Source organism: Pseudomonas sp. SCT, from assembly GCF_003864275.1.
Classification (GTDB): Bacteria; Pseudomonadota; Gammaproteobacteria; order Pseudomonadales; family Pseudomonadaceae; genus Stutzerimonas; species Stutzerimonas stutzeri_AE.
In genome coordinates, this window is sequence record NZ_BDJA01000006.1 from 51,124 (window position 1) to 74,118 (window position 22,995).

Below are 22,995 nucleotides of genomic sequence, written 5' to 3' on the forward strand. Positions count from 1 at the left end.
AGGCTGGGTCTGTCGCCGCGTCGTTCGGAAGCCATGCCGAAAGGGAACAGACCATCGGCACTTTACCGGACCCCGCGCGAGGTGCCCACCCCCGCGCGACGGGATTGAAATCATCCGCGCCACCACCCATCTAAGGTGCACGTATTCGCAACGGGTGCTGCATGAACGACGACGTCAATCAGGACCATATCGAGCAGGAAATCATTTCTTCCAATGGCCTCGTACTGCCTGACCAGCAGCTACCGGACAAGCTCTACATCATTCCCGTGCACAACCGGCCTTTCTTCCCGGCCCAGGTGTTGCCGGTGATCGTCAACGAAGATCCCTGGGCCGAGACCCTGGAGCGCGTGGCGAAGACGCCGCACCAGCGGGTCGCGCTGTTCTTCGTCGACTCGCCTGTGCTGGATATGGCGACCTTCGACCCTGACAGCCTGCCGGAACACGGCACTATGGTCCGCGTGCACCATGCCACCCAGGAAGGCGGCAAGCTGCAGTTCGTCGCGCAAGGCCTGGCACGGGTGCGTATCCGCGGCTGGCTGCGGCGCAAGCCGCCCTATCTGGTGGAGGTCGACTATCCGAAGAGCGATGACGATCCGCGTGACGAGGTGAAGGCCTACGGCATGGCGCTGATCAACGCGATCAAGGAGCTGTTGCCGCTCAACCCGCTGTACAGCGAAGAACTGAAGAACTACCTGAACCGCTTCAGCCCCAACGATCCGTCGCCGCTGTCGGACTTTGCCGCCGCGCTGACCACCGCGCCGGGCGTGGAATTGCAGGAAGTGCTGGATACCGTGCCGGTGTTGAAGCGCATGGAGAAGGTGCTGCCACTGCTCCGCAAGGAAGTCGAGGTGGCGCGCCTGCAGAAGGAGCTCACCGGCGAGGTGAACCGCAAGATCGGCGAGCGCCAGCGCGAGTTCTTCCTCAAGGAACAGTTGAAGATCATCCAGCGCGAGCTGGGCATCACCAAGGACGACAAGAGCGCCGATGCCGACGAGTTCCGCGCGCGACTGGAAGGCAAGGTGGTGCCGCCGGCCGCGCAGAAGCGCATCGACGAGGAACTGAACAAGCTGTCGATCCTCGAGACCGGCTCACCGGAATATGCCGTCACCCGCAACTACCTGGACTGGGCCACCGCCCTGCCCTGGGGCGTTTACGGCCAGGACAAACTCGACCTCAAGCGCGCGCGCAAGGTGCTGGACAAGCATCACGCCGGGCTTGATGACATCAAGAACCGCATCCTCGAATTCCTCGCCGTCGGTGCCTTCAAGGGCGAAATCGCCGGCTCCATCGTGCTCTTGGTCGGCCCGCCGGGCGTGGGCAAGACCAGCATCGGCAAGTCCATCGCCGAATCCCTCGGTCGGCCGTTCTATCGCTTCAGCGTCGGCGGCATGCGCGACGAGGCGGAGATCAAGGGCCACCGCCGCACCTACATCGGCGCCCTGCCCGGCAAGCTGGTGCAGGCGCTCAAGGATGTCGAGGTGATGAACCCGGTGATCATGCTCGATGAGATCGACAAGCTCAGCAGCAGCTACCAGGGTGATCCCGCCTCGGCGCTGCTGGAAACGCTGGACCCGGAACAGAACGTCGAATTCCTCGACCATTACCTGGACCTGCGCCTGGACCTGTCCAAGGTGCTGTTCGTCTGCACGGCGAACACCCTGGACTCGATTCCCGGCCCGCTGCTCGACCGCATGGAGGTGATCCGCCTGTCCGGCTACATCGCCGAGGAGAAGCTGGCGATCGCCAAGCGCCACCTGTGGCCCAAGCTGCTGGACAAGACCGGGGTGCCGAAAGCGCGACTCGCCATCAGCGACAGCGCCATGAAAGCGGTGATCGTGGGCTATGCCCGCGAGGCCGGCGTGCGTCAGCTAGAAAAGCAGCTGGGCAAGCTCGTGCGCAAGGCGGTGGTGCAGTTGCTGGAAGATCCACAAGCGGTGCTGAAGATCACGCCGAAGGACCTGGAAAGCTACCTCGGCAAGCCGGTGTTCCGCAGCGAACAGGTGCTCTCCGGGGTCGGCGTGATCACCGGCCTTGCCTGGACCAGCATGGGCGGCGCCACGCTGCCGATCGAGGCGACGCGCATCCATACGCTAAACCGCGGCTTCAAGCTCACCGGCAAGCTCGGCGAGGTGATGAAGGAGTCGGCGGAAATCGCCTACAGCTACGTCAGCTCGAACCTGAAGACCTTCAAAGGCGACCCGCAATTCTTCGATCAGGCCTTCGTCCATCTGCACGTGCCGGAAGGCGCCACGCCCAAGGACGGCCCCAGCGCCGGCATCACCATGGCCAGCGCGCTGCTCTCGCTGGCGCGCAACCAGCCGCCGAAGAAAGGCGTGGCGATGACTGGCGAGCTGACGCTGACCGGCCATGTGCTGCCGATAGGCGGGGTACGCGAAAAGGTGATCGCGGCGCGGCGGCAGAAGATTTTCGAGCTGATCTTGCCGGAAGCCAACCGCGGCGACTTCGAAGAGCTGCCGGACTACCTGAAGGAAGGGCTGACGGTGCACTTCGCCAAGCGCTTCGCCGACGTGGCCAAGGTGCTGTTCTGAAGGCAACGCCAGGTAAGCGGCACCCTTGCCTGACGGCCGCGACCAGCAGAGCCGAGCATTCGTAGCCTCGGCCACAGGGACTCAAGGCTTGGGCTGAGGCACCGGGGCAGCTATCCTCTCGGCAACCAATCCGACTGGTGCCGCTCCATGCTCTTCGTCCGTCGCGCGTTATTGCCTGCCGCCGCACTTCTGCTCAGCGCTTGCGCACAGCAGGCGCCCAATACCCTTACGCTGGATAATCAGGCCCGCAGCTGCCAGCCCATGCAGCTGAGCCAAGGTCAGGAATTCAACCTGCGACTGCCGAGCAACCCGACCACGGGCTTTCGCTGGTCGCTCCGTTCCGACGGCGCACCCCAGCTGAAGCTGCTCGGCCCCGAGGTCTACACCGTTCCCGAGAAAGCCGGAGTCGTCGGCGGTGCCGGGGTGTCGACCTGGCGTTTCCGCGCGGCCACCAGCGGCGAGGCGAACCTGGCACTCGAGTACGCCAGGCCCTGGGAGCGCGAAGTCGCCCCGGCTCAGCGCTTCGACTGCCGTATCCGTGTGAAATAATCGATACCAGCGGCACGGATCCCCAGCGCCACAGCCGAAAATCGCCTATACCGATTACAGGGACAACGTAGTCGGGGGGACATGTCATGGACGGCTTCAGATTGTGCCTGCTCTGCTGTGCGCTGCCGCTGCTTGCTGGCTGCGGCAACCTGCTACCCAGTGAACGCGCCGAGGTCAGCTCCGGTTTCCGCGACTATCTCGACGCCGAGACCAGCTTCGCCCGTGCCACCCCGGGCAGCACGACCCGCGTCGAGCTGTTCAAGCTGGGTTTCGACCCACAGCATGGCGGTAATGGCCGCATCCTCTCGTTTCTGGATGTCAGGCAGCTGTTCGTCCAACCGAACATTCCGATCGAATACCTGCCGGACAGCCTGGTGACCTGCCTCCAGGCCAAGGACCGCTGCACTGGCTACGCCTTCGAATATACCCAGACCGACAGCCAGCGCGTCGGCAGCTTCTGGGCCGACGTGCTGAACTTCCGCAAGAACCGCCAGGTGCAGGGCTGGAACCTGCGAGCGGTGTTCGTACTGGTGGACGACACGCTGGTACACAAGGTCAGCAATGGCGAACCGCAGATCCGCCGCTATCAGGTACAGCGCAATCCGCTCGGGCCACTGCAGGGTGCCGGTGAGTTTCTTTCCGACCAGCTGAAATAAGCGAACCTGACGCGCACTTGGGCTAAAATGCGCGCCTTTTTGCTTCGCCGGAACACAGCCGTGACGCAACTTCCCGACCGAATCTATGCCACCCCGCAGGCGCAGATCGCCGACTTCGTATTCAACGAGGACGTGGTGCGCGTGTTTCCCGACATGATCAAGCGCTCCGTTCCCGGCTATCCAACGATTGTCGAAAACATCGGCGTGATCGCCGCGCAGTTCGCGCAGCCACATACCCACCTCTACGACCTCGGCTGCTCGTTGGGTGCGGTCACCCAGGCTCTGCGCCGCCACGTAAAGGTCGACAACTGCCAGGTGATCGCGGTGGACAACTCAGCGGCGATGGTCGAGCGCTGCCGCGAATACCTGCACGGGCAGGATTCGATGTTCCAGGAGCTGCTGCCGGTCGAGGTTATCGAGGGCGACATCCTGGCTCTGGAGTTCCGGCCAAGTTCACTGGTGGCGTTGAACTTCACCCTGCAATTCATTGCGCCGGAACAGCGTCCTGCCCTGCTCGGCCGCATCCGCCAGGCGCTGGTACCCGGCGGGGCACTGCTCCTGTCCGAGAAACTGCGTTTCGACGATGACAGCGAACAACAACTGCTGACCGATCTGCATATCGCCTTCAAGCGTGCCAATGGCTACAGCGAACTGGAGATTGCGCAGAAACGCAGCGCTATCGAGAACGTGATGAAGCCCGATAGCTTGGAAACCCATCGCCAGCGCCTGCTCGACGCCGGCTTTTCCAAGGTCGTGCCCTGGTTCCAATGCCTGAATTTCGCTTCGCTGATCGCCCTGCCATGAATCTCGACCTGACTCCTCTCGCCTGGCGCCTGGCCGGCACCCCTCTCGCGGCCTGGGCCAACAGCGTTCAGCAGCAGCTGGATGCCAAACTTGCCGTCGGCCACGGCGACCTGCCGCGCTGGCGCCGAGCCGTCGACGCCCTGCCAGCGCTGGCGCCCGTGCAAGTCGAACTGCGTGACGGCTTCCGCCTCGACGCAATCTGTGACGACGCCACGCGCCAGGCCACCCACGATGCGCTGATGGGGTTATCGCCATGGCGCAAGGGCCCATTCGATGTGTTTGGCGTACACGTCGATACCGAATGGCGCTCGGACTGGAAGTGGGAGCGGGTTGCACCGCACCTGGATCTCGCCGGCAAACGCATCCTCGATGTCGGTTGCGGCAACGGCTACTACATGTGGCGCATGCTCGGCGCCGGCGCCGACAGCGTGGTCGGGGTGGACCCGAACTGGCTGTTCTTCTGCCAGTTTCATGCAATGAAGCGCTACCTGCAGGAGCTGCCGGTCTGGCATCTGCCGTTCGCTTTGGAAGAGCTGCCGGCCAGGCTCGAAGGCTTCGAGACGGTCTTTTCCATGGGCGTGCTCTACCATCGCCGCTCCCCCATCGATCACCTGCTCGATCTGAAGGACTGTCTGGTCCGCGGCGGCGAGCTGGTGCTGGAAACACTGGTGGTCGAGGGCGACGAGAACACCGCACTGGTACCGGAAGACCGCTACGCACAGATGCGCAACGTCTGGTTCCTGCCCTCGGTGCAAGCGCTGGAATGCTGGCTGCGCCGCGCCGGTTTCGTCGACGTGCGCTGCGTGGACGTCAGCGTGACCAGCATCGAGGAACAGCGCAGCACCGAGTGGATGCGTTATCAGTCACTGCCCGACTTCCTTGATCCAGAAGACCACGGCAAAACCATCGAAGGCCTGCCGGCACCCATGCGCGCAGTGCTGCTGGCCCGCAAGCCTTAGTCGACTAGTCGTTCAGCGCCGGCCCCTGGATGCTCGGCGCTGCGCCACCCGTTGCCGCAAGGGCATGTCGGCCATTGCGCTGATGCGTTGCCGATCCAGATCGCGCGCGGCCAGCTCGCGATCATCCAATTGCAGCAATTGCCGATACAGCCGTCGTTGCCGCCAGGCGCAAAACCAATCGTGCAAGCTGCGCTGCATATCCAGCGGCCACATGGCTGGCATATAGAAATCCGGTACCTGGGGCTCGGCTTGTTGTCGCGCGGCGTTCTTGCGTTGTTCGACCGTCATGCTCACCTCCGCTTCGCTCGGGTGACCGCTCACTGGCTGTGGCGCCACCGGTTACCGACAGGATGAGCGGGGGTTGATCGTTCAGACAAACGACTAATATGAAAGTCTTCGTTCAGAAAAACTGAAGCGCACACATGACAGCACCACTCGAACAAACGCCTGCCTCCGCTACGCCGTTGCTGGAAAGCGATGTCCTGCGTACCTTCGTCGCGATCGCGGAAAGCGGCAGCTTCACCCGTGCCGCCGGGCAGATCTATCGCAGTACCTCCGCCGTCAGCATGCAGATCAAACGCCTCGAAGAGACCCTCGGGCACTCATTGTTTGTACGCGAAGCCAGGCAGGTGCGCCTTACACCGGCCGGTGAGACGCTGCTCGGCTATGCGCGGCGCCTGCTCAAGCTCAACGAAGAAGCGGTCGCCCAGTTCCGCCAGCCGACGCTGCAGGGCCGGGTACGCTTCGGCACCCCGGCGGATGTCGGTACACGTATCCTGCCCGGCCTGCTGGCGTTATTCGCGCGCAGTCATCCCGGCGTCGAGGTGGACGTCTCGGTAGCCCGCAGCATCGACATGATCGAGCGCATCGACGCCGGTGAACTCGACCTGGCATTGGTCACCATTGGCAACCTCGGCCAGGATGATTCGCGGGGCGAACCGGTGCATAGCGAACCGCTGGTGTGGGCCGGGCGCAGCGGCGGTATCGCGGCGCTGCGCTCGCCGCTGCCCCTGGCGCTGGCCAGCCCCGATTGCGCCTGGCGTCGGCAGGCCCTGGATGCGCTCGATCGGATCGGCCGCCATTACCGTATCGCCTATTCGAGCGAGCAGACCTCCGGCCAGGAAGCGGCCATGATCGCCGATCTAGCCATCGCGCCCTACCCGGCGAGCCTGCTGCGCCCTCCCCTGCAATGCCTGGATGGGCAGTACGGACTACCGCAGTTGGGTGACTATCGAATCAACCTGCTGCGTGGCAGCAATCGGAGCGAAGCGGTCGACATCCTGGCAGAACAGGTAATCGCCGCCTTCGTCGAATATCGAAACCCGCGCGGCGGCCGTCGAGCCGAGCCAAACGAGGGAATGAAATGGCACGCTGGATGATCATCGCAGGCGCGGCACTACTCCTGCTTGGCGTTGCCTGGCACTACTTTCCCTGGTTGCTGAACTGGTTCGGCCGGCTGCCCGGCGACATTCGCATCGAGTCCGAGCGCAGCCGGGTATTCATTCCGATCACCTCAATGGTGATTTTGAGCATTGTGCTGAGCGTGCTGGTCAACCTGTTCCGTCGTTAAAGGTCGCTTTAGCACGGAAGCCTTCCTGGCTCCCCAATGCCCTGAGCAGCGGGCTTGCCCGCGCATCACTCTGGCTACCCGTGCAACCAACCTCTTGGTATCTCCGAGACTGAAGCCCCTGGTTTTTTTCAGCCCCGTGCCGCCGCGCTCAGGATCAAGTGCTTCATTTCCTTGACCGCCTGCTTGAAGCCAACGAACAGCGCATGGGCGACGATGGCGTGGCCGATGTTCAGCTCATTGACGCCACGGATGGCGGCGATGGCCTCGGCGTTGTGGTAATGCAGGCCGTGCCCGGCATTGACGATCAGCCCATGGTTCAGCCCGGCTTCGACGCCATCGCGAATGCGCGCCAGCTCGCAGGCACGCTCGGCCACGCTGTGCGCATCGGCATAGCGCCCGGTGTGCAGTTCGATGGCCGGTGCGCCGACCCGTGCGGCCGCCTCGATCTGCCGCGGATCGGCATCGATGAACAGCGAGACTTCCGCGCCACAGCCACGCAGACGCTCCACCGCCTCACGAATACGCGCCTCCTGACCGGCGACGTCCAGCCCGCCCTCGGTGGTCAGTTCCTGACGGGTTTCCGGAACCAGGCAGACGTGCTCCGGGCGCAGCTGCTCGGCAAAGGCCAGCATCGCCTCGGTCACGCCCATCTCGAAGTTCATTCGCGTCTGCAGAGCATCTTTCATCATCAGCACATCGCGTTCCTGGATATGCCGGCGATCTTCGCGCAGGTGCACGGTAATGCCGTCTGCGCCGGCTTCTTCGGCGTCCAGCGCGGCCTTGACCGGGTCCGGATAGCGGGTCCCGCGAGCCTGACGCAGGGTGGCGACATGGTCGACGTTGACGCCGAGCAGGATTCGATTGGCTTCAGTCACGCGGGGCCTCCTTCAGATTCATGAACAGTTCGCGGCTGACCAGCGGTCGGCCGCCCAGATGAGGTGCCAGGGCTTGGCGCATCAGTCGCTTGGCCGCCGCGAGCGCCCCCGGCATCTGCCAATCGGCCTCAGCCATTGCGAGAAGTTCCGCGCCGTTGAACAGCCCCGGCTGAAACCCGGCGACCGCTTCTAGGCCGGCATCAGGCAAAAGCTGGTACTGCCGCCGCGGGTCGATCGGCTCCCCGGCGATATCTACATCAAGGGCAAAACCATAGCCCAACTCGTCAAGCAGCCGCCATTCGAAGGCGCGCAGCAGCGGCTCGAGGGGGCGGTGTGCGGCCAGAGCCGGCAGGGTGGCGACGTAATGATCGAACAGCGCGGGGTGCGCGTCCTCCATCGGTAGCAGGCGTATCAGCAGCTCGTTGAGGTACATGCCGCTGAACAACGCCTGGCCATCGAGCCAGTGCGACGGCCCAGCGCTTTCGAGACGGGCAACGGTCTTCAGCTCCGATTTGCCGCGCAGCTCCACTTCGAGAGTCACGAACGGACGAATCAAGCTACCGGCCTTGCCTCGCGCTGCACGCATGACGGCACGCAGCCGACCCTGCGGGGTGAACAGGTCGACCAGCGCGCTGCTTTCCTTGTACGGGCGACTGTGCAGAACGAAAGCAGGCTGGTGCATGGCGGGCCAGAAGGTGCGCGATGCGCACGGGTGATTGCGGGTCGGCGCTTACTGGTAGCCCAGCGAATGCAGCGCACGCTCGTCGTCAGACCAGCCACCCTTCACCTTGACCCACAGGTGGAGCATGACCTTGGAGTCGAACAATACCTCCATGTCCTTGCGCGCTTCCTGGCCGATGCGTTTGATGCGCTCGCCCTTGTCCCCAATGATGATCTTCTTCTGCCCGTCACGCTCGACCAGAATCAGCGCGTGGATGTGCAGCACGCGGCCTTCCTGCTTGAAGTCCTCGATCTCCACGGTGATCTGGTAAGGCACCTCGGCACCAAGCTGACGCATGATCTTCTCGCGCACCAGCTCTGCGGCGAGGAAGCGGCTGCTGCGGTCGGTGATCTGGTCTTCCGGAAAGAAATGCTCGCTCTCTGGCAAGCGATCAGCGACCAGTTTTTCCAGCGTTTCCAGGTTCTGGCCGTGCTGCGCCGATATCGGAACGATCTCGGCATTCGGCAGCTGTTCGGCCAGCCAGCGCAGGTGCGGCAGCAGCTCGGCCTTGTCTTCGACACGGTCAGTCTTGTTGACCGCGATGATCAGCGGACCGGTGACGTACTGAACTCGCTCAAGCACCGCTTGGTCCTCGTCGGTCCAGCGGGTGCGGTCGACGACGAAGATCACCACGTCGACGTCCTTCAACGCCGATGCTGCCGTGCGGTTCATGTAGCGGTTCAGCGCGGTTTCACCGTTCTTGTGCAGCCCGGGCGTATCGACATAAACCGCCTGCACGCTGCCTTCGGTCTTGATGCCGAGCATGTTGTGGCGGGTGGTTTGCGGCTTGCGCGAGGTGATCGCGAGCTTCTGCCCGAGGATATGGTTGAGCAGCGTCGATTTGCCGACGTTCGGCCGGCCGACGATCGCCACGTAACCGCAACGGCTGACGTCTTCGGGTTGTAGCTGTTCGTCAGTCATGTCCGTTCTCCACGCCCAGGGCGATCAGTGCGGCTGCCGCGGCAACCTGTTCGGCAATGCGGCGACTGGCGCCCTGCCCATGCGTTTTTTCGTTCAGCAAAGCCACCTGACACTCGACGAAGAAGGTGCGGCAATGCGGCTCGCCCTGGATGTCCACCACCTCGTAACGCGGCAGCTCGCAGGCACGCGACTGCAGAAATTCCTGCAGCCGTGTCTTCGGGTCCTTGTTGGTATCGACCAGGGTCAGGCCCTGCAGCTCGTTAGCCAGCCAGGCAACGACCCGCTCGCGGGCAACGTCCATCCCGGCGTCAAGATAGATGGCGCCGATCAGTGCCTCGAGTGTGTCTGCCAGAATCGATTCGCGACGGTAGCCGCCGCTCTTGAGTTCACCGGAGCCCAGGCGCAGGTATTCGCCAAGCTCGAAACCACGCGCCAGCACCGCAAGCGTCTCGCCCTTGACCAGCCGAGCGCGCAGCCGCGACAGCTGCCCTTCACGAGCCTGCGGAAAATGATTGAACAGTGCCTCGCCGGCGACGAAGTTAAGGATGGCGTCGCCAAGGAACTCCAGACGCTCGTTGTTGCGTCCGGCGTAGCTACGATGGGTCAGGGCCAGGAGCATGAGCTCCTGGTCCTTGAATTGATAACCGAGCCTGCGCTCGAGACGGGCTAACGAAGTGCTCACGGCATCCTTAGGCGATATTCTTTGTCGAAGTTCGCCACCAGATCGAGATTGCGGATCAGCGGCTCGCGTTTTTCGTATTTCAGGTGCGCCCTGAACTCGTTGTTCTGGATCTCGACCTTCAGCGCATCCCTGAGATCGATGTTCTGGATGCCGTTGACCTGCATCCCCTTGCTTACATGGTTATAAAACTCCCCAACGCTGCGAATCTCAAGCGCTTCGTCGGTTTCCACGGACTGAATGATCTTGTCCATGGACATGTAGTCAAAATAATGCGGGAACATCTTGAACCCGGTGCTTGCCATAAACGCCACAACCGCCAGGACCATGATCCAGCTCAGCATGGACAGCCCTTTTTGCGAACGCGCAAAACTCATGTCGACCTCTATGTCGTTGCGATACCCACCGATCGGGGCAGGACAAATATAGCGAGCCAGGTTCGCCCAGCGAGCGCCGCAATTCACAGCTTCAGTGAATCAGGCCCACGCGGGAGAAATTCGGCAGGTTGCTGAGCTTCGGATCAGGCCAGCTCATCCAGACAGCAAAGGCCTTGCCGACGATATTGCGATCCGGGACCATGCCGGCAAGCTCGGCGGGAATCGACTCGTCCTGCCAATAGCGGCTGTCGTTCGAATTATCGCGGTTGTCACCCATCATGAAGTAATGCTCGGCCGGAACGGTCCATTGCCGGCTCGGCTCGATGCGGTAACGCCCCATTTCCTTGCGGATCAGGTGCTCGACCTCACCCAGTTTCTCGCGATACAGCACGGCGCTGCCGAGGCTACCCGGCTCTTCGCCCACCAGCGTCTCGGCAACCGGCTGATCGTTGACGAACAGACGTCGGTCGCTGCTGTAGCGCACAACGTCGCCGGGCACACCGACAACCCGTTTGATGTAGTTGATGCTCGGTTCGTTGGGATAGCGGAACACCATGACGTCGCCGCGTTTCGGATCACTGACCTCGATGACCTTGGTATCCACCACCGGCAGACGAATGCCGTAGGCAAACTTGTTCACCAGGATGAAATCGCCAACCTCCAACGTCGGGATCATCGACCCGGACGGGATCTGGAAAGGTTCGACAAGAAACGAACGCAGCACCAGCACGATGGCCAATACCGGGAAGAACGACTTGCCGTACTCGATCAGTACCGGTTCCTTGTTCAACGCGTCGAGCGTCGATGGATCGATTTCCCCGGTGCGCCCTTCATAGTTGGCGATCGCAGCCCGGCGACGAGGTGCGAAGAACAACAAATCGCTCAACGCCAACAGGCCACACACGGCCACCGCAATAACCAGCAACAACGGGAAGTTGATCGACATGTCAGCTATCCACCTTCAGCACGGCGAGGAAGGCCTCTTGCGGGATTTCGACGTTGCCGACCTGCTTCATGCGCTTCTTGCCCGCCTTCTGCTTCTCAAGCAGCTTGCGCTTACGGCTGACGTCACCACCGTAGCACTTGGCCAGAACGTTCTTGCGCAGCGCCTTGACGGTGCTGCGCGCGACAATCTGGCCGCCGAGGGCCGCCTGAATCGCCACGTCGAACATCTGCCGTGGAATCAGCTCTTTCATCTTCTCGACGAGGATGCGGCCTTTGTAATGGGCGTTGTCGCGATGAACGATCAGCGCCAGCGCGTCGACCTTGTCGCCGTTGATGAGGATGTCCAGGCGCGTCAGGTTGGCCGACTGGAAGCACTCGAAGCTGTAATCCAGCGAGGCATAGCCGCGACTGCAGGACTTCAGGCGATCGAAAAAGTCCAGCACCACCTCGCTCATCGGCAGGTCGTAGCGCACCTGCACCTGAGTGCCGAGGAACTGCAGGTCGCGCTGCACCCCGCGCTTCTCGATGCACAGCGTGATGACGTTGCCCAGATGCTCTTGCGGCACGAGGATGTTGGCGCGCACGATCGGCTCGCGCATGTCCTCGATGGACGACATATCCGGCAGCTTGGACGGACTGTCGACGTAGATGGTGTCGCCGTTCTTCAGCAGGATTTCGTAGACCACGGTCGGTGCTGTGGTAATCAGATCCAGATCGTATTCGCGCTCCAAGCGCTCCTGGATGATCTCCATGTGCAGCATGCCGAGGAAGCCGATGCGGAAGCCGAAGCCCAGCGCGTCGGAGCTTTCCGGCTCGTACTGCAGCGCCGCGTCGTTCAGGGTCAGCTTTTGCAGCGCTTCACGGAAATCCTCGAAATCGTCCGAGCTGACCGGGAACAGGCCGGCGTAGACCTGCGGCTTGACGCGCTTGAAGCCGGGCAGCATTTCCACATCGGGTGTGCTCGACAGCGTCAGAGTGTCGCCCACCGGGGCACCGTGGATATCCTTGATGCCGGCGATGATGAAGCCGACTTCACCGGCCTTCAGGTCAGCCGTGGCAGTGTGCTTGGGATTGAATACGCCGACGCTGTCCACCTGATGGACCTTGCCGGTGGATTTCACCAGCACCTTGTCGCCCTTCTTGATGCGACCGTGGCGTACCCGCACCAGCGAGACGACGCCCAAGTAGTTGTCGAACCAGGAGTCGATGATCAGCGCCTGCAAGGGCGCCTCGATATCACCGGTCGGCGGAGGAATCACTGCGACCAGTCGCTCGAGCACCTCATCGACGCCCATGCCGCTCTTGGCACTGCAGGCAACCGCGTCGGTGGCATCGATACCGATGATGTGCTCGATCTCGTCCTTGACCTTCTCCGGGTCGGCCTGCGGCAGGTCCATCTTGTTCAGCACGGGCATCACTTCCAGGCCCTGCTCGATCGCCGTGTAGCAGTTGGCGACCGACTGCGCCTCGACGCCCTGGCCGGCGTCAACCACCAGCAACGCGCCCTCGCAGGCGGCCAGCGAACGACTGACTTCATAGGTGAAGTCGACGTGACCGGGCGTGTCGATGAAGTTCAGCTGGTAGGTTTTGCCGTCGCGGGCGGGGTAATAAAGCGTGACGCTGTGGGCCTTGATGGTAATGCCGCGCTCGCGCTCGAGATCCATCGAGTCCAGCACCTGGGCTTCCATTTCACGCTCGGTCAGACCACCGCACATCTGGATGAAACGGTCTGCCAGGGTCGACTTGCCGTGATCGATATGGGCGATGATGGAAAAATTGCGGATATGACTCAGGTCACTCACAGCTCAACACTCGGAAAAGACGCGGGCCGATTGCCCGCCGAAAATAGCCGCGAAGTGTAACTGATCAGCCTCGGCAGTGCCACGCACAAGCCATCCGCGCGCCGACCGGCAGCGTTCACGCTCGTTTCAGGTACGTCGAAAACAAAAAAGGGCGGTCTGCTGACCACCCTTTCTGTTTTCCTTCACCGACGTTATTCGGCCAGCTTGAACGTGATGAAACTGGCACGCCCCTGTCGCAACACGCGCATCGAAACCGAGCGGTTCTTCGGCAGTTGCTCGGCCACCCGACCGAAGGTTGCTGCGGAGTTGATCGCCTGATTGTTCAGATGGGTGATCACATCGCCTGGGCGCAGCCCAATCATGGCCGCCGGTCCATTGAGGATCTCGGTGATCACCACGCCACCTGGCAGATCGAGGCTCTTCTTCTGTTCCTCGGTCAACTCGGTCACCTTCACGCCCAGGCGATTGTCGCTGCGCTCCTGGCCGCCACCGGACGCAGCAACCGGCTCGCCCTCTTCAGGCATGGCGCCGATGCTGACGTCCAGCATCTTGCGATCACCATCACGCACGACTTCCATTCGCGCTTTGCTGCCGGGCTTGAGCGCACCGACCAGATGCGGCAGGTCCGCGGACATGACGATCGGCTTGCCATTAAGGCTGAGGATCACATCCCCGACGCGAAGCCCACTGCGCGCAGCCGGTCCGCCATCCATCACCTGCGCCACCAAAGCACCCGCCGGTCGCTCGAGCCCGAAGGACTCGGCCAGATCCTTGTTCACTTCCTGTATCACCACGCCAAGCCAGCCACGATTGACCTTGCCGTCCGTGCGCAACTGATTGGCCACATCCATTGCCACATCAATCGGAATGGCGAAAGACAGGCCCATGAAGCCGCCAGAGCGAGTGAATATCTGCGAATTGATACCAACTACTTCGCCCTTCAGATTGAACAGCGGCCCCCCGGAGTTACCCGGATTGATCGCAACGTCCGTCTGAATGAATGGAACATAACTTTCATTGGGCAGGCTACGACCGGTGGCGCTGACAATACCGGCAGTCACCGTATGGTCGAAACCAAACGGCGAGCCAATGGCAAGCACCCACTCGCCCGCCTTCAGCTCGTCGGAGCGCCCGATCTTAACGGTCGGCAGCCCCTTGCCCTCGACCTTCAGCACCGCCACATCGGAGCGTGGATCAGCACCGATCAGCTTGGCTTCGAGTTCGCTGCGATCCGGCAGGCGCACGATGATTTCGTCGGCGCCAGCGACCACATGATTGTTGGTCAGCACGTAGCCGTCGTCGGAAATGATGAAACCCGAGCCCAGGGACTGCGCTTCACGTTGCTGCCCGCGGCCAGGCGCGCCCGGCATCTGCGGGATGCTGTGCTCGAAGAATTCACGAAAGATTGGTGGCAGGCCTTCCAGCTCTGGCATCTGGGCCGTTGCGCCCCGCGCAGGAACCTTTTGCTTGGTGCTGATATTGACTACCGCTGGCGAGGCACTCTCCACCAGCGGCGTGAAGTCAGGCAGATCCGCCTGTGCCAGCGTGGCTTGCCCAAGCAATGCCAGCCCCGCTACGAAAGCGAAGCAGCCGTTTCGATTGAACATGACTACAAGTCTCCCCACTTACAAAACAAGAAGCTCAGGGACTCGCTGGCCCCGCGAGCATGGCGCGTAAAACCACTGCCTGCAGTTTCGGATCGCTTGCTGTATGCCGGCTTCGTATACGCACGAAAAGCCAGGATACGCAGAACCCTCCGAGCCCGGCCAGAATGACAACAGGCTCACGCGCCGAAAACTGGGCCGCAGTCGCCGCCGCCGCCATCAGCATGATCAAGGGCAGAAGATAGACAAGGACAGCACCGCGCAGCAATACATCCTCGCGAATGCCAACGATTACAGAATCACCGACCTGCAGGTGAAGATCGCTCAGCGCCCGAATCAGACCGCGGCGTTCGCGCACACCCAGGCTATCCATCAGCCCTTGGCCGCAGCCACTCTTGGCAGAGCAACCGGAACAGGTGCTTTTGCGCCGCGTTTCGACCCATACGGCGCCACAATCCAGCGCAACCACCCGCCCCGGCTCTTCGATCATCGCTGCGCCTGTTCTGCACCGGTCCGCATGGAGAGCGCCACTCGTTCAGCCGTGCCGAGTGGGATTTCACCGACTACGGTCACCATCACATCGCCATCGGCGGTGCTGATTCGCTTGGACACAGCCACCGTCGGCCCCATCTGGCTGCGCGCATCTTCAACCAATGCGCCCCGCAGAGGCTCCAAAAATACAGAGAACTTCGCCAGACCATCACCGTAAGAGAGCCATGACACGGTCTCCGATGATGCAGGGCTCGGTCGCTGATTGGCGTCCAGCAGCTTGAATCCAGCTGGCAACCAATCCGATCTCCATGCGGAAGACAGATTGGCTTCTCGCTTGCTGATGGAAACCGCCTTGCAGCCGGAACTCGCGGTCAGCTGCTGCGTATCGATGTCGGTGGAAAAATGCGTGAACTGGAAGCGTTCGAGCAACTGCCCCTTTTCATTGAGCATCAGCGACTTGAGTGGCAAGGCGGTATCGCGATCAAGGTGCAGTTCAAACCCATAGCGATGCTGGTCTCGCGGAACGACAGCGAGTGCGACAGCTGGTCGGCCGGCGACCCGCGAATCGCCGATCTGGCGAAACTCGTACCATTCGGAAAGGGCTTTCGGATCGAGACGCTGTCCGTGCCATGCCTGGGCTTCACGCACCTGAGCAGCTAGCTCATCGGTCGCGCATTGCATTTGCCCGTCGACCAGCACGACTTCAGCAGGCGCGCCGTCAAGCTGCAACAAACGCTCCTGCACACGACCGGCTTCGACCTGCTGCCACACAGCATGACTGGAAAAGCTACCGTTGCGTTCGTAAACGAACGTACCTGCATAACTCTGCTTCTGCTCCGCCATTGCGAGGCGGCCCATCCAGGATTCAGCATCAGCAGCAAGGGCCGGCATCGATAGCCAGCCCCCAATCACCACATACAGCGGTAATACGCGCATGTTTCTCCCTAACGTTCTTCCATGCTGGCCGCACGAGCGTATGGCAGCGCGCTCTCCGATCCATTACTAAAGGCAGCTTGCTGCGCATGTTGGCGCACATAGGAAGGCAGACGCTCTTCGTGCCAGCGCTCAACCGGGGCGCCGTCTGCCGCAGCCTGGGCCGGGGCTTCCGCCTGCTCACTGTAACCCGCAAGCACTGTCGGCCCTTGATTGGTCTGCGGAACAGCAATGCTCGGCTGCGGTGCCTGTTGAGCAAGTTGCGGCCCCGCCACCTCGTTCTGATTGTACAGACGCACACCAGCCAGAACAGCCACGGTCACCGAAGCTGCGACTGCCAGACGACCCAGGCTCTTCCAGCCATTGCGCTGCGCCTTGACCGGGGCTGCTTCATCGGCCAGCGCAGCAGACACCGCGGAGGCGATGTCCAGACGCGGCTCAATCAACTCCTTATGCATGGCGGCACGGGCAAGTTGATAACGCGACCAGGTAGCACGCAGCTCCGGGTTGTCGCCTGCTAGCACACGACGTAATTCCAACTCGTCCGCTTCGTTATCCATCACCGCGGACAGCGATTCATGCAGGGCTTCACGACTCATGGCGGTTCCTCTCTTGGCTGTCGCCGCTGTCTCAGGATTCATGCAACAAGGGTTGCAACGCTTTATCTATGGCTTCTCGCGCTCGAAAGATTCGAGAACGCACTGTGCCCACCGGACACTGCATGACGCTCGCAATGTCTTCATAACTAAGACCATCAAATTCGCGCAGTGTTAGAGCGGTACGCAAATCTTCCGGCAAAAGTTGAATAGTTCGATGAACGGTATCTTCAATCTCATCCCTGAGCAGCGAGCGCTCCGGTGACTCGATATCCTTGAGGGCATGATCGCCTTCGTAGAACTCTGCATCCTCGGAACTCACATCACTGTCTGGCGGCCGCCTTCCACGCGCCACCAGATGATTCTTCGCCGTATTGATGGCGATGCGGTACAGCCAAGTATAAAAAGCGCTGTCACCGCGAAAATTGGCGAGTGCACGGTAGGCTTTTATAAACGCCTCTTGGGCGACATCCTGAGCTTCATGGGAGTCATGCACGAATCGCACGATCAACCCAAGGATCTTGTGCTGGTATTTCATTACCAGCAGATCAAACGCCCGCTTGTCCCCACGCTGCACTCGTTCAACCAGCTGCTGGTCCTGCTCCTGAGTCAACATGAGCGCACCTCCCCAGTAGCGGAGTGGCGTCGCTCACACCAGTGAACCGACCTGCCAGAATAGACCCGGGCTTTACGCAAAAGTTCTCCCCCTCCTAGCAAGCTATCCTGCAATACCTGACGGCGATTGCACCACAGCGTTGCGCCAGCCCTGCTGACGACGCCGTCCTGGTGTCCATAGCAAACTCGCACCGCCCATACACGATGGCCAGCTGGTTTGCGTTCATAACTGCCTATTGAGCGGCCTGATAACGAAAAGTTCCGTCCCGTTAGAAGACAACTACACAGTCCGCTATTTTGGCGCTACATCCCGTCTATATACTAGGGCTCGTTTTTCCGCGGAATTGGACATGAACCAGGTTCTACGATACGACGTATTGGTTATCGGAAGCGGTGCCGCCGGCTTGACTCTCGCGCTCAACCTGCCAGCCGATCTTCGCATCGCTGTGCTGAGCAAAGGCGATCTCTCCAACGGCTCGACCTATTGGGCCCAGGGTGGTGTGGCTGCGGTCCTCGACACAACCGACACCGTGGAATCCCACGTCGCGGATACGCTGATCGCAGGCGGAGGGCTGTGCCATGAAGATGCCGTTCGCTTCACCGTCGAGCACAGCAACGAAGCGATCCAGTGGCTGATCGAGCAAGGCGTGCCATTTACCCGGGACGATGCGCCTGATCGCGAGGATGGCAGTTTCGAGTTCCATCTGACCCGCGAAGGCGGCCATAGCCATCGGCGCATCATTCACGCCGCCGATGCCACTGGTGCGGCCATATTCAACACGCTGCTCGGCCAAGCCAGACAGAAGGACAACATCGAACTGTTGCAGCAGCGTGTCGCGGTCGACCTGATCACCGAGCACAAGCTTGGTCTGCCCGGCAGGCGCTGCCTGGGCGCATATGTGCTCAACCGCAACACCGGTGAAGTGGAAACCTTCCAGTCACGCTTCGTGGTACTGGCCACTGGCGGCGCCGCAAAGGTCTACCTCTACACCAGCAACCCTGACAGCGCCTGCGGCGACGGCATTGCCATGGCTTGGCGCGCAGGCTGCCGAGTGGGCAACCTGGAGTTCAACCAGTTTCATCCGACCTGCCTTTACCATCCGCAGGCGAAGAGCTTCCTGGTCACCGAGGCCCTGCGCGGAGAAGGCGCGTTACTCAAACTGCCGAACGGCGAACGCTTCATGCCGCGCTTCGATGCTCGCGAGGAGCTGGCGCCGCGCGACATCGTCGCCCGCGCCATCGACCATGAAATGAAGCGACTGGGCATTGATTGCGTCTATCTGGATATCAGCCACAAGCCAGCGGACTTCATCAAGAGCCACTTTCCCACCGTCTACGAACGCTGTCTGGAATATGGCATCGACATCACCAGCCAGCCGATCCCGGTGGTCCCGGCGGCCCATTACACCTGTGGCGGCGTGGTCGTGGATCAGGCCGGACGAACCGACATTCCGGGCCTGTACGCCATTGGCGAAACCAGCTTCACGGGGCTGCATGGCGCCAACCGCATGGCCAGCAACTCTCTGCTGGAGTGCTTCGTCTACGGCCGTGCCGCCGCCCAGGACATCCTCCGCGAGCTGCCCGATATTACCGACAGCACGACATTACCCACCTGGGATGCCAGCCAAGTCACCGACTCCGATGAAGACGTCATCATCGCGCACAACTGGGACGAGCTGCGGCGCTTCATGTGGGACTACGTCGGCATTGTCCGCACCAACAAGCGCCTGATGCGCGCCCAGCACCGGGTGCGCCTGCTGCTCAGTGAGATTGACGAGTTCTACAGCAACTACAAGGTCAGCCGGGATCTGCTCGAGCTGCGAAATCTCGCCCTTGTGGCCGACCTGATGATCCGCTCGGCCATGGAGCGCAAGGAAAGCCGTGGCCTGCACTACACACTCGACTATCCGCAGCTGCTACCCCAGGCGCTCGACACTATCCTGGCGCCGCCCACCTTCGCCGACTGAACTTGAGCCGAACCCGCAGGCGGCGATGCTGCTCGTGCGGCAAAGCGTCACGCGGGACGCAGATACTGTCAGCGCGGCGCCGGCCCGGCAAACGAAAGCGCAGAACCACCACCAGCGGTAACGCGAGGCTGTCAGGTAACAACTGGATTGGCTGCCAGCCTTGCTGCTGGCTCCACAGATGCCAACCGTCCTCATCGTGACGCAGACCGCGCCAGGAGCTGCGACTGGACAGCAGGATGCTGCGCGGCATCACGCAACACGCGTGTGCAAGGCATGAAATCAGGCAAATCAGCTGCAGCCAGGACGGCGCAGCCGACGTGAAGATCGCCGCCAGGGCAAGCACCTGAGCGGCAATGTAGAACGTCAACAGCAGACCGGACGACCGCCATCGGCATTCGAAGGGCGGATTACTCGGGCTGGACACGATCCAGAATCATGCGGACCATGCGCCGCAGATCCTCGTCCTCCGGCTCGCCGCGCTGCATGAACCAGCCGAACATGTCCTGATCCTCACAGCTCAGCAGCTTGCGGTAGCGGCGCTGATCTTCCTCATCAAGGCCCGGATAGACCTCTTTGACGAAAGGCACCAGCAAAACATCCAGTTCCAGCATGCCACGACGGCTCTGCCAGAACAGGCGATTGAGTTCGGATTGCTCAGCCATACATCGGCTCCTTTTGAGAAGGCGCGCATTATAGCGACTGCGCCAAGCTCATCAGGCGCTTTTTTCATTGCACGGCAAACCGGTCACCACGCAACCGTTTTCACCGGCCTGCTATGATGCCCACCCCGGATTCTGACGACGACCGATCATGACCGACACTGCTTATTTCTGCGTTCTGTCGCATGAAGGCGTCCTTGCCGTGCGCGGCCCGGATGCCAGCAAATTTCTTCAAGGTCAGCTGACCTGCAACCTCAACTACCTGAATGCCGAAACCTCCAGCCTCGGCGCACGCTGCACACCCAAGGGGCGCATGCAGTCGAGCTTTCGCATCGTGCTGGATAGCGATGGCTACCTGCTCGCCATGGCCGGCGAGCTGCTGCAGCCGCAACAGGCCGACCTGAACAAGTACGCGGTGTTCTCCAAGTCTCGCCTGAGCGACGAGAGCGGCGAATGGTGCCGATTCGGCCTTGCCGGCGGCGACGGCTCGCTGGTCAGCCTGGGCCTGGATCTTCCACAGACTGCTGATAGCGTCGTGCGCAACAACGGCATGATCGCCATCCGCCTGGCGGACGGTCGCGCAGAACTCTGGGCATCAAGCGGCGATGCGAGCCAGACTCGCATGCGCCTGGCCGCGCAATTGCAGGAAGCGCCGGTGAACCGCTGGCTGCTCGATCAAGTCCGTGCCGGCATTGGCCAGGTGTTCGGAAGCACGCGCGAGCTGTTCATTCCGCAGATGATCAATCTCCAGGCACTCGGCGGAGTGAGCTTCAAGAAAGGGTGCTACACCGGACAGGAAATCGTGGCGCGCATGCAGTATCTGGGCAAACTCAAACGCCGCCTGCATCGCCTGGTCATCGAAAGTGCCCAGGAAAATCTGCCGGCGTCGGGCGTGGAGCTTTTCTCTCCAGTGCACAGCTCCAGCGTTGGCGAGGTGGTCCTGGCGGCGACCTGTGCCGAGGGAATCGAACTGCTCGCAGTGGTACAGGAAGATGCCGCAGCCGATGGCCGCCTTTACCTCGGCTCGCCGGACGGCCTGCCCTTGAGTCTGCTCGAGATCCCCTACAGCCTGAATCCGGACCAGGAAATCCAGCGCTAGTGCGAACCGTATCCTGAAAGCAAATCCTTAGAGGCGCACCATAGGCTGATGCTAGAACCGGCTGACCAGAAGCGCCCAAGCGACACTGACCGACACATAAAGGAATGACATGAGCACCCTTGCCGAGAAAGTCCAGCGTGAACTGACCCTGGCGATCGAGAATGATGAGCTGGTTCTGCCCACCCTGCCTGAGGTCGCACTGCGGGTGCGCGAGGCAGCTGAAGATCCGGACATCAGCATTCCGGCGCTGAGCAAAGTGATCGGTAACGATGCGGCGGTTACTGCCCGCATCATCAAGGTGGTCAACAGCCCGCTGCTGCGCAGCAGCCGGGAGATCGATGACCTGCAGATGGCGATCAGCCGTCTGGGCATCAACTACACCTGCAACCTGGCCACCGGCCTGGCAATGGAGCAGATGTTTCAGGCCACCACGGACGTCGTCGACCGCAAGATGCGCGAGGTATGGAACAAGAGCACCGAGGTCGCCGCGATCAGCCACGTGCTCTGCCGACACTACACGCGACTGATGCCAGACCAGGCGACGCTTGCCGGGCTGGTGCACCAGATCGGGATACTGCCGATCCTGACCTACGCCGAAGAGCACAGCGCGTTGCTTGCAGACTCGTTCAGCCTCAACCATGTCATCGACAAAATCCACCCCCTGGTGGGGGAGAAGATCCTGCGCGCCTGGGACTTCCCTGATGCCATTGCGTCGGTCGCTGGCCAATACACCAACTTCCAGCGCGACTCGGCCAAGGTCGATTACGTCGACATCGTGCAGGTCGCAACGCTACAGAGCTACATGGGCACCCAGCATCCCTACGCGCAGCTGGACTGGAGCGAAGTTCCGGCATTCGCCAAGCTTGGGCTCGACCCAAGTGAACTGATGCAGGAAGACGAGGATCTGTCCGCTGCGATGGACGCGGCGATGACCATGCTCCAGTAAGCACGCACCTGCCACACCTTTCGCCCGAAAGCGAGGAACCGTCCCTATGGCGCCTAGTCACAAAAAGGGACGGCAATTTCGCCGCATCGCGCCTTGTGTCGAGCCTACAGGCCGACACGAGCCAGGTGAGTAGGGAGAACGCAATGACCAAAACAACTAAGACAATCTTCTCGGGTGCCTTCGCTTTGCTAGTCGGCCTGGCCGCCAACATGGCCGTGGCCGCCGAGGGCGATAATTTCGTCGACGAGGCTTCGGCCAAGGGCATCGCGGAAATCGAAACCGCCCGGATGGCGCTGGACAAGGGCACGTCCAAGGACGTGAAACAATTTGCCCAGAAAATGATCGACGACCATACCAAGGCCAATCAGCAGCTAGCTCAACTAGCCCAGCAAAAGAACCTGGAAATGTCCGACGAGGCAACCCTGATGGACAAGGCCAAGGCCATGATCCTGAAGCTGCGCGATGGCGAGAACTTCGATCAGGCCTATGCCAACAACCAGGTCGTAGCCCACGAGCAGACCATTGAGCTGTATCAGGACTATGTGAACGATGGCGAAAACGCGGACCTGAAACAGTTTGCCCAGCAGTCACTACCGAAACTGGAAGAGCATCTGAAGCACGCGAAAGATCTGCAAGCCAAACACGGCGACAAGAACTGAACCGAAGACCCGATGCCA

The 22,995-nt window shown here is 61.5% G+C and carries 26 protein-coding genes; 11 read left to right on the forward strand and 15 right to left on the reverse strand.

What is annotated here, in order from left to right; all coding sequences use genetic code 11:
• The first annotated feature begins 161 nt into the window (after positions 1–161).
• From lon to cmoB, 5 genes are all read left to right on the forward strand, one after another.
• The gene (lon, locus tag BHD08_RS15580) at positions 162–2,549 is read left to right on the forward strand and encodes an endopeptidase La (RefSeq protein ID WP_125023408.1); all 2,388 of its coding nucleotides are present in this window, start codon (positions 162–164) and stop codon (positions 2,547–2,549) included.
• 147 nt (positions 2,550–2,696) lie between these two features.
• Positions 2,697–3,098 (forward strand): protease inhibitor I42 family protein, encoded by a 402-nt coding sequence (locus BHD08_RS15585; RefSeq protein ID WP_015277819.1) that lies wholly within the window; start codon positions 2,697–2,699, stop codon positions 3,096–3,098.
• Between the two features lie 86 nt (positions 3,099–3,184).
• Complete coding sequence (locus BHD08_RS15590; protein WP_015277820.1) at positions 3,185–3,754, forward strand: hypothetical protein; 570 nt, start codon at positions 3,185–3,187, stop codon at positions 3,752–3,754.
• A gap of 27 nt (positions 3,755–3,781) precedes the next feature.
• Entirely contained in the window at positions 3,782–4,558 is a 777-nt protein-coding gene (gene cmoA, locus BHD08_RS15595; RefSeq protein ID WP_177412687.1) for a carboxy-S-adenosyl-L-methionine synthase CmoA, read from the forward strand.
• Positions 4,555–5,517: a tRNA 5-methoxyuridine(34)/uridine 5-oxyacetic acid(34) synthase CmoB gene (cmoB, locus tag BHD08_RS15600; RefSeq protein WP_125023412.1), complete on the forward strand. Its 963-nt coding sequence runs from the start codon at positions 4,555–4,557 to the stop codon at positions 5,515–5,517. Before cmoA ends, cmoB begins: the two co-directional genes overlap by 4 nt.
• A gap of 12 nt (positions 5,518–5,529) precedes the next feature.
• Here cmoB and BHD08_RS15605 read toward each other — a convergent pair whose 3' ends face one another.
• Positions 5,530–5,805 (reverse strand): hypothetical protein, encoded by a 276-nt coding sequence (locus BHD08_RS15605; RefSeq protein ID WP_177412688.1) that lies wholly within the window; start codon positions 5,803–5,805, stop codon positions 5,530–5,532.
• 134 nt (positions 5,806–5,939) lie between these two features.
• Between BHD08_RS15605 and BHD08_RS15610 the strand changes: the two genes are divergently transcribed.
• Together BHD08_RS15610 and BHD08_RS15615 are read left to right on the forward strand one after the other, a co-directional pair.
• Positions 5,940–6,896, forward strand: a complete 957-nt coding sequence (locus BHD08_RS15610) for a LysR substrate-binding domain-containing protein (RefSeq protein WP_125023414.1) — start codon at positions 5,940–5,942, stop codon at positions 6,894–6,896.
• Positions 6,881–7,087, forward strand: coding sequence for a DUF2905 domain-containing protein (locus tag BHD08_RS15615; protein WP_015277825.1), 207 nt, complete (start codon positions 6,881–6,883; stop codon positions 7,085–7,087). The genes BHD08_RS15610 and BHD08_RS15615 overlap by 16 nt, the downstream gene beginning before the upstream one ends.
• 128 nt (positions 7,088–7,215) lie before the next feature.
• Here BHD08_RS15615 and pdxJ read toward each other — a convergent pair whose 3' ends face one another.
• The 12 genes from pdxJ to rpoE all read right to left on the reverse strand — a co-directional run bounded on the left by pdxJ (position 7,216) and on the right by rpoE (position 17,648).
• Positions 7,216–7,962, reverse strand: coding sequence for a pyridoxine 5'-phosphate synthase (gene pdxJ, locus BHD08_RS15620; protein WP_125023416.1), 747 nt, complete (start codon positions 7,960–7,962; stop codon positions 7,216–7,218).
• The gene (gene recO / locus BHD08_RS15625) at positions 7,955–8,644 is read right to left on the reverse strand and encodes a DNA repair protein RecO (protein WP_015277827.1); all 690 of its coding nucleotides are present in this window, start codon (positions 8,642–8,644) and stop codon (positions 7,955–7,957) included. The genes pdxJ and recO overlap by 8 nt, the downstream gene beginning before the upstream one ends.
• A 48-nt stretch (positions 8,645–8,692) precedes the next feature.
• Positions 8,693–9,604, reverse strand: a complete 912-nt coding sequence (gene era / locus BHD08_RS15630; RefSeq protein WP_015277828.1) for a GTPase Era — start codon at positions 9,602–9,604, stop codon at positions 8,693–8,695.
• Positions 9,597–10,286 carry a ribonuclease III gene (gene rnc / locus BHD08_RS15635; RefSeq protein WP_003302298.1) on the reverse strand — a complete coding sequence of 230 codons (690 nt, stop codon included), beginning with the start codon at positions 10,284–10,286 and terminating at the stop codon, positions 9,597–9,599. The genes era and rnc overlap by 8 nt, the downstream gene beginning before the upstream one ends.
• A complete protein-coding gene (locus BHD08_RS15640) occupies positions 10,283–10,660 on the reverse strand; it encodes a DUF4845 domain-containing protein (RefSeq protein ID WP_015277829.1) in 378 nt (125 codons plus the stop codon). Before BHD08_RS15640 ends, rnc begins: the two co-directional genes overlap by 4 nt.
• A gap of 91 nt (positions 10,661–10,751) precedes the next feature.
• Positions 10,752–11,606, reverse strand: coding sequence for a signal peptidase I (gene lepB, locus BHD08_RS15645; protein WP_015277830.1), 855 nt, complete (start codon positions 11,604–11,606; stop codon positions 10,752–10,754).
• A gap of 1 nt (position 11,607) precedes the next feature.
• Entirely contained in the window at positions 11,608–13,407 is a 1,800-nt protein-coding gene (lepA, locus tag BHD08_RS15650) for a translation elongation factor 4 (protein WP_015277831.1), read from the reverse strand.
• Between the two features lie 191 nt (positions 13,408–13,598).
• Entirely contained in the window at positions 13,599–15,014 is a 1,416-nt protein-coding gene (locus tag BHD08_RS15655; protein ID WP_015277832.1) for a DegQ family serine endoprotease, read from the reverse strand.
• Positions 15,015–15,048: 34 nt separating this feature from the next.
• Positions 15,049–15,501 (reverse strand): SoxR reducing system RseC family protein, encoded by a 453-nt coding sequence (locus BHD08_RS15660; protein ID WP_125023418.1) that lies wholly within the window; start codon positions 15,499–15,501, stop codon positions 15,049–15,051.
• A complete protein-coding gene (locus BHD08_RS15665; RefSeq protein ID WP_125023420.1) occupies positions 15,498–16,439 on the reverse strand; it encodes a MucB/RseB C-terminal domain-containing protein in 942 nt (313 codons plus the stop codon). Before BHD08_RS15665 ends, BHD08_RS15660 begins: the two co-directional genes overlap by 4 nt.
• Before the next feature lie 8 nt (positions 16,440–16,447).
• Positions 16,448–17,035 (reverse strand): sigma-E factor negative regulatory protein, encoded by a 588-nt coding sequence (locus BHD08_RS15670; RefSeq protein WP_125023422.1) that lies wholly within the window; start codon positions 17,033–17,035, stop codon positions 16,448–16,450.
• Positions 17,036–17,066: 31 nt separating this feature from the next.
• A complete protein-coding gene (gene rpoE, locus BHD08_RS15675) occupies positions 17,067–17,648 on the reverse strand; it encodes an RNA polymerase sigma factor RpoE (RefSeq protein ID WP_003282114.1) in 582 nt (193 codons plus the stop codon).
• Positions 17,649–17,997: 349 nt separating this feature from the next.
• Here rpoE and nadB point away from each other — a divergent pair, with 349 nt between their 5' ends.
• Positions 17,998–19,614, forward strand: a complete 1,617-nt coding sequence (gene nadB, locus BHD08_RS15680) for an L-aspartate oxidase (RefSeq protein WP_125023424.1) — start codon at positions 17,998–18,000, stop codon at positions 19,612–19,614.
• Here nadB and BHD08_RS15685 read toward each other — a convergent pair.
• Both BHD08_RS15685 and BHD08_RS15690 read right to left on the reverse strand, forming a co-directional pair.
• The gene (locus tag BHD08_RS15685; RefSeq protein WP_125023426.1) at positions 19,583–20,038 is read right to left on the reverse strand and encodes a protein YgfX; all 456 of its coding nucleotides are present in this window, start codon (positions 20,036–20,038) and stop codon (positions 19,583–19,585) included. The two genes, nadB and BHD08_RS15685, sit on opposite strands and share 32 nt — an antisense overlap.
• The gene (locus BHD08_RS15690) at positions 20,022–20,276 is read right to left on the reverse strand and encodes a succinate dehydrogenase assembly factor 2 (protein ID WP_015277838.1); all 255 of its coding nucleotides are present in this window, start codon (positions 20,274–20,276) and stop codon (positions 20,022–20,024) included. The genes BHD08_RS15685 and BHD08_RS15690 overlap by 17 nt, the downstream gene beginning before the upstream one ends.
• A 148-nt stretch (positions 20,277–20,424) precedes the next feature.
• Here BHD08_RS15690 and BHD08_RS15695 point away from each other — a divergent pair, with 148 nt between their 5' ends.
• From BHD08_RS15695 to BHD08_RS15705, 3 genes are all read left to right on the forward strand, one after another.
• Positions 20,425–21,372, forward strand: a complete 948-nt coding sequence (locus tag BHD08_RS15695) for a folate-binding protein YgfZ (protein ID WP_125023428.1) — start codon at positions 20,425–20,427, stop codon at positions 21,370–21,372.
• A gap of 109 nt (positions 21,373–21,481) precedes the next feature.
• Positions 21,482–22,318 (forward strand): HDOD domain-containing protein, encoded by an 837-nt coding sequence (locus tag BHD08_RS15700; RefSeq protein WP_125023430.1) that lies wholly within the window; start codon positions 21,482–21,484, stop codon positions 22,316–22,318.
• 143 nt (positions 22,319–22,461) lie between these two features.
• Complete coding sequence (locus tag BHD08_RS15705; protein ID WP_125023432.1) at positions 22,462–22,977, forward strand: DUF4142 domain-containing protein; 516 nt, start codon at positions 22,462–22,464, stop codon at positions 22,975–22,977.
• The last annotated feature ends 18 nt before the right edge of the window (positions 22,978–22,995 follow it).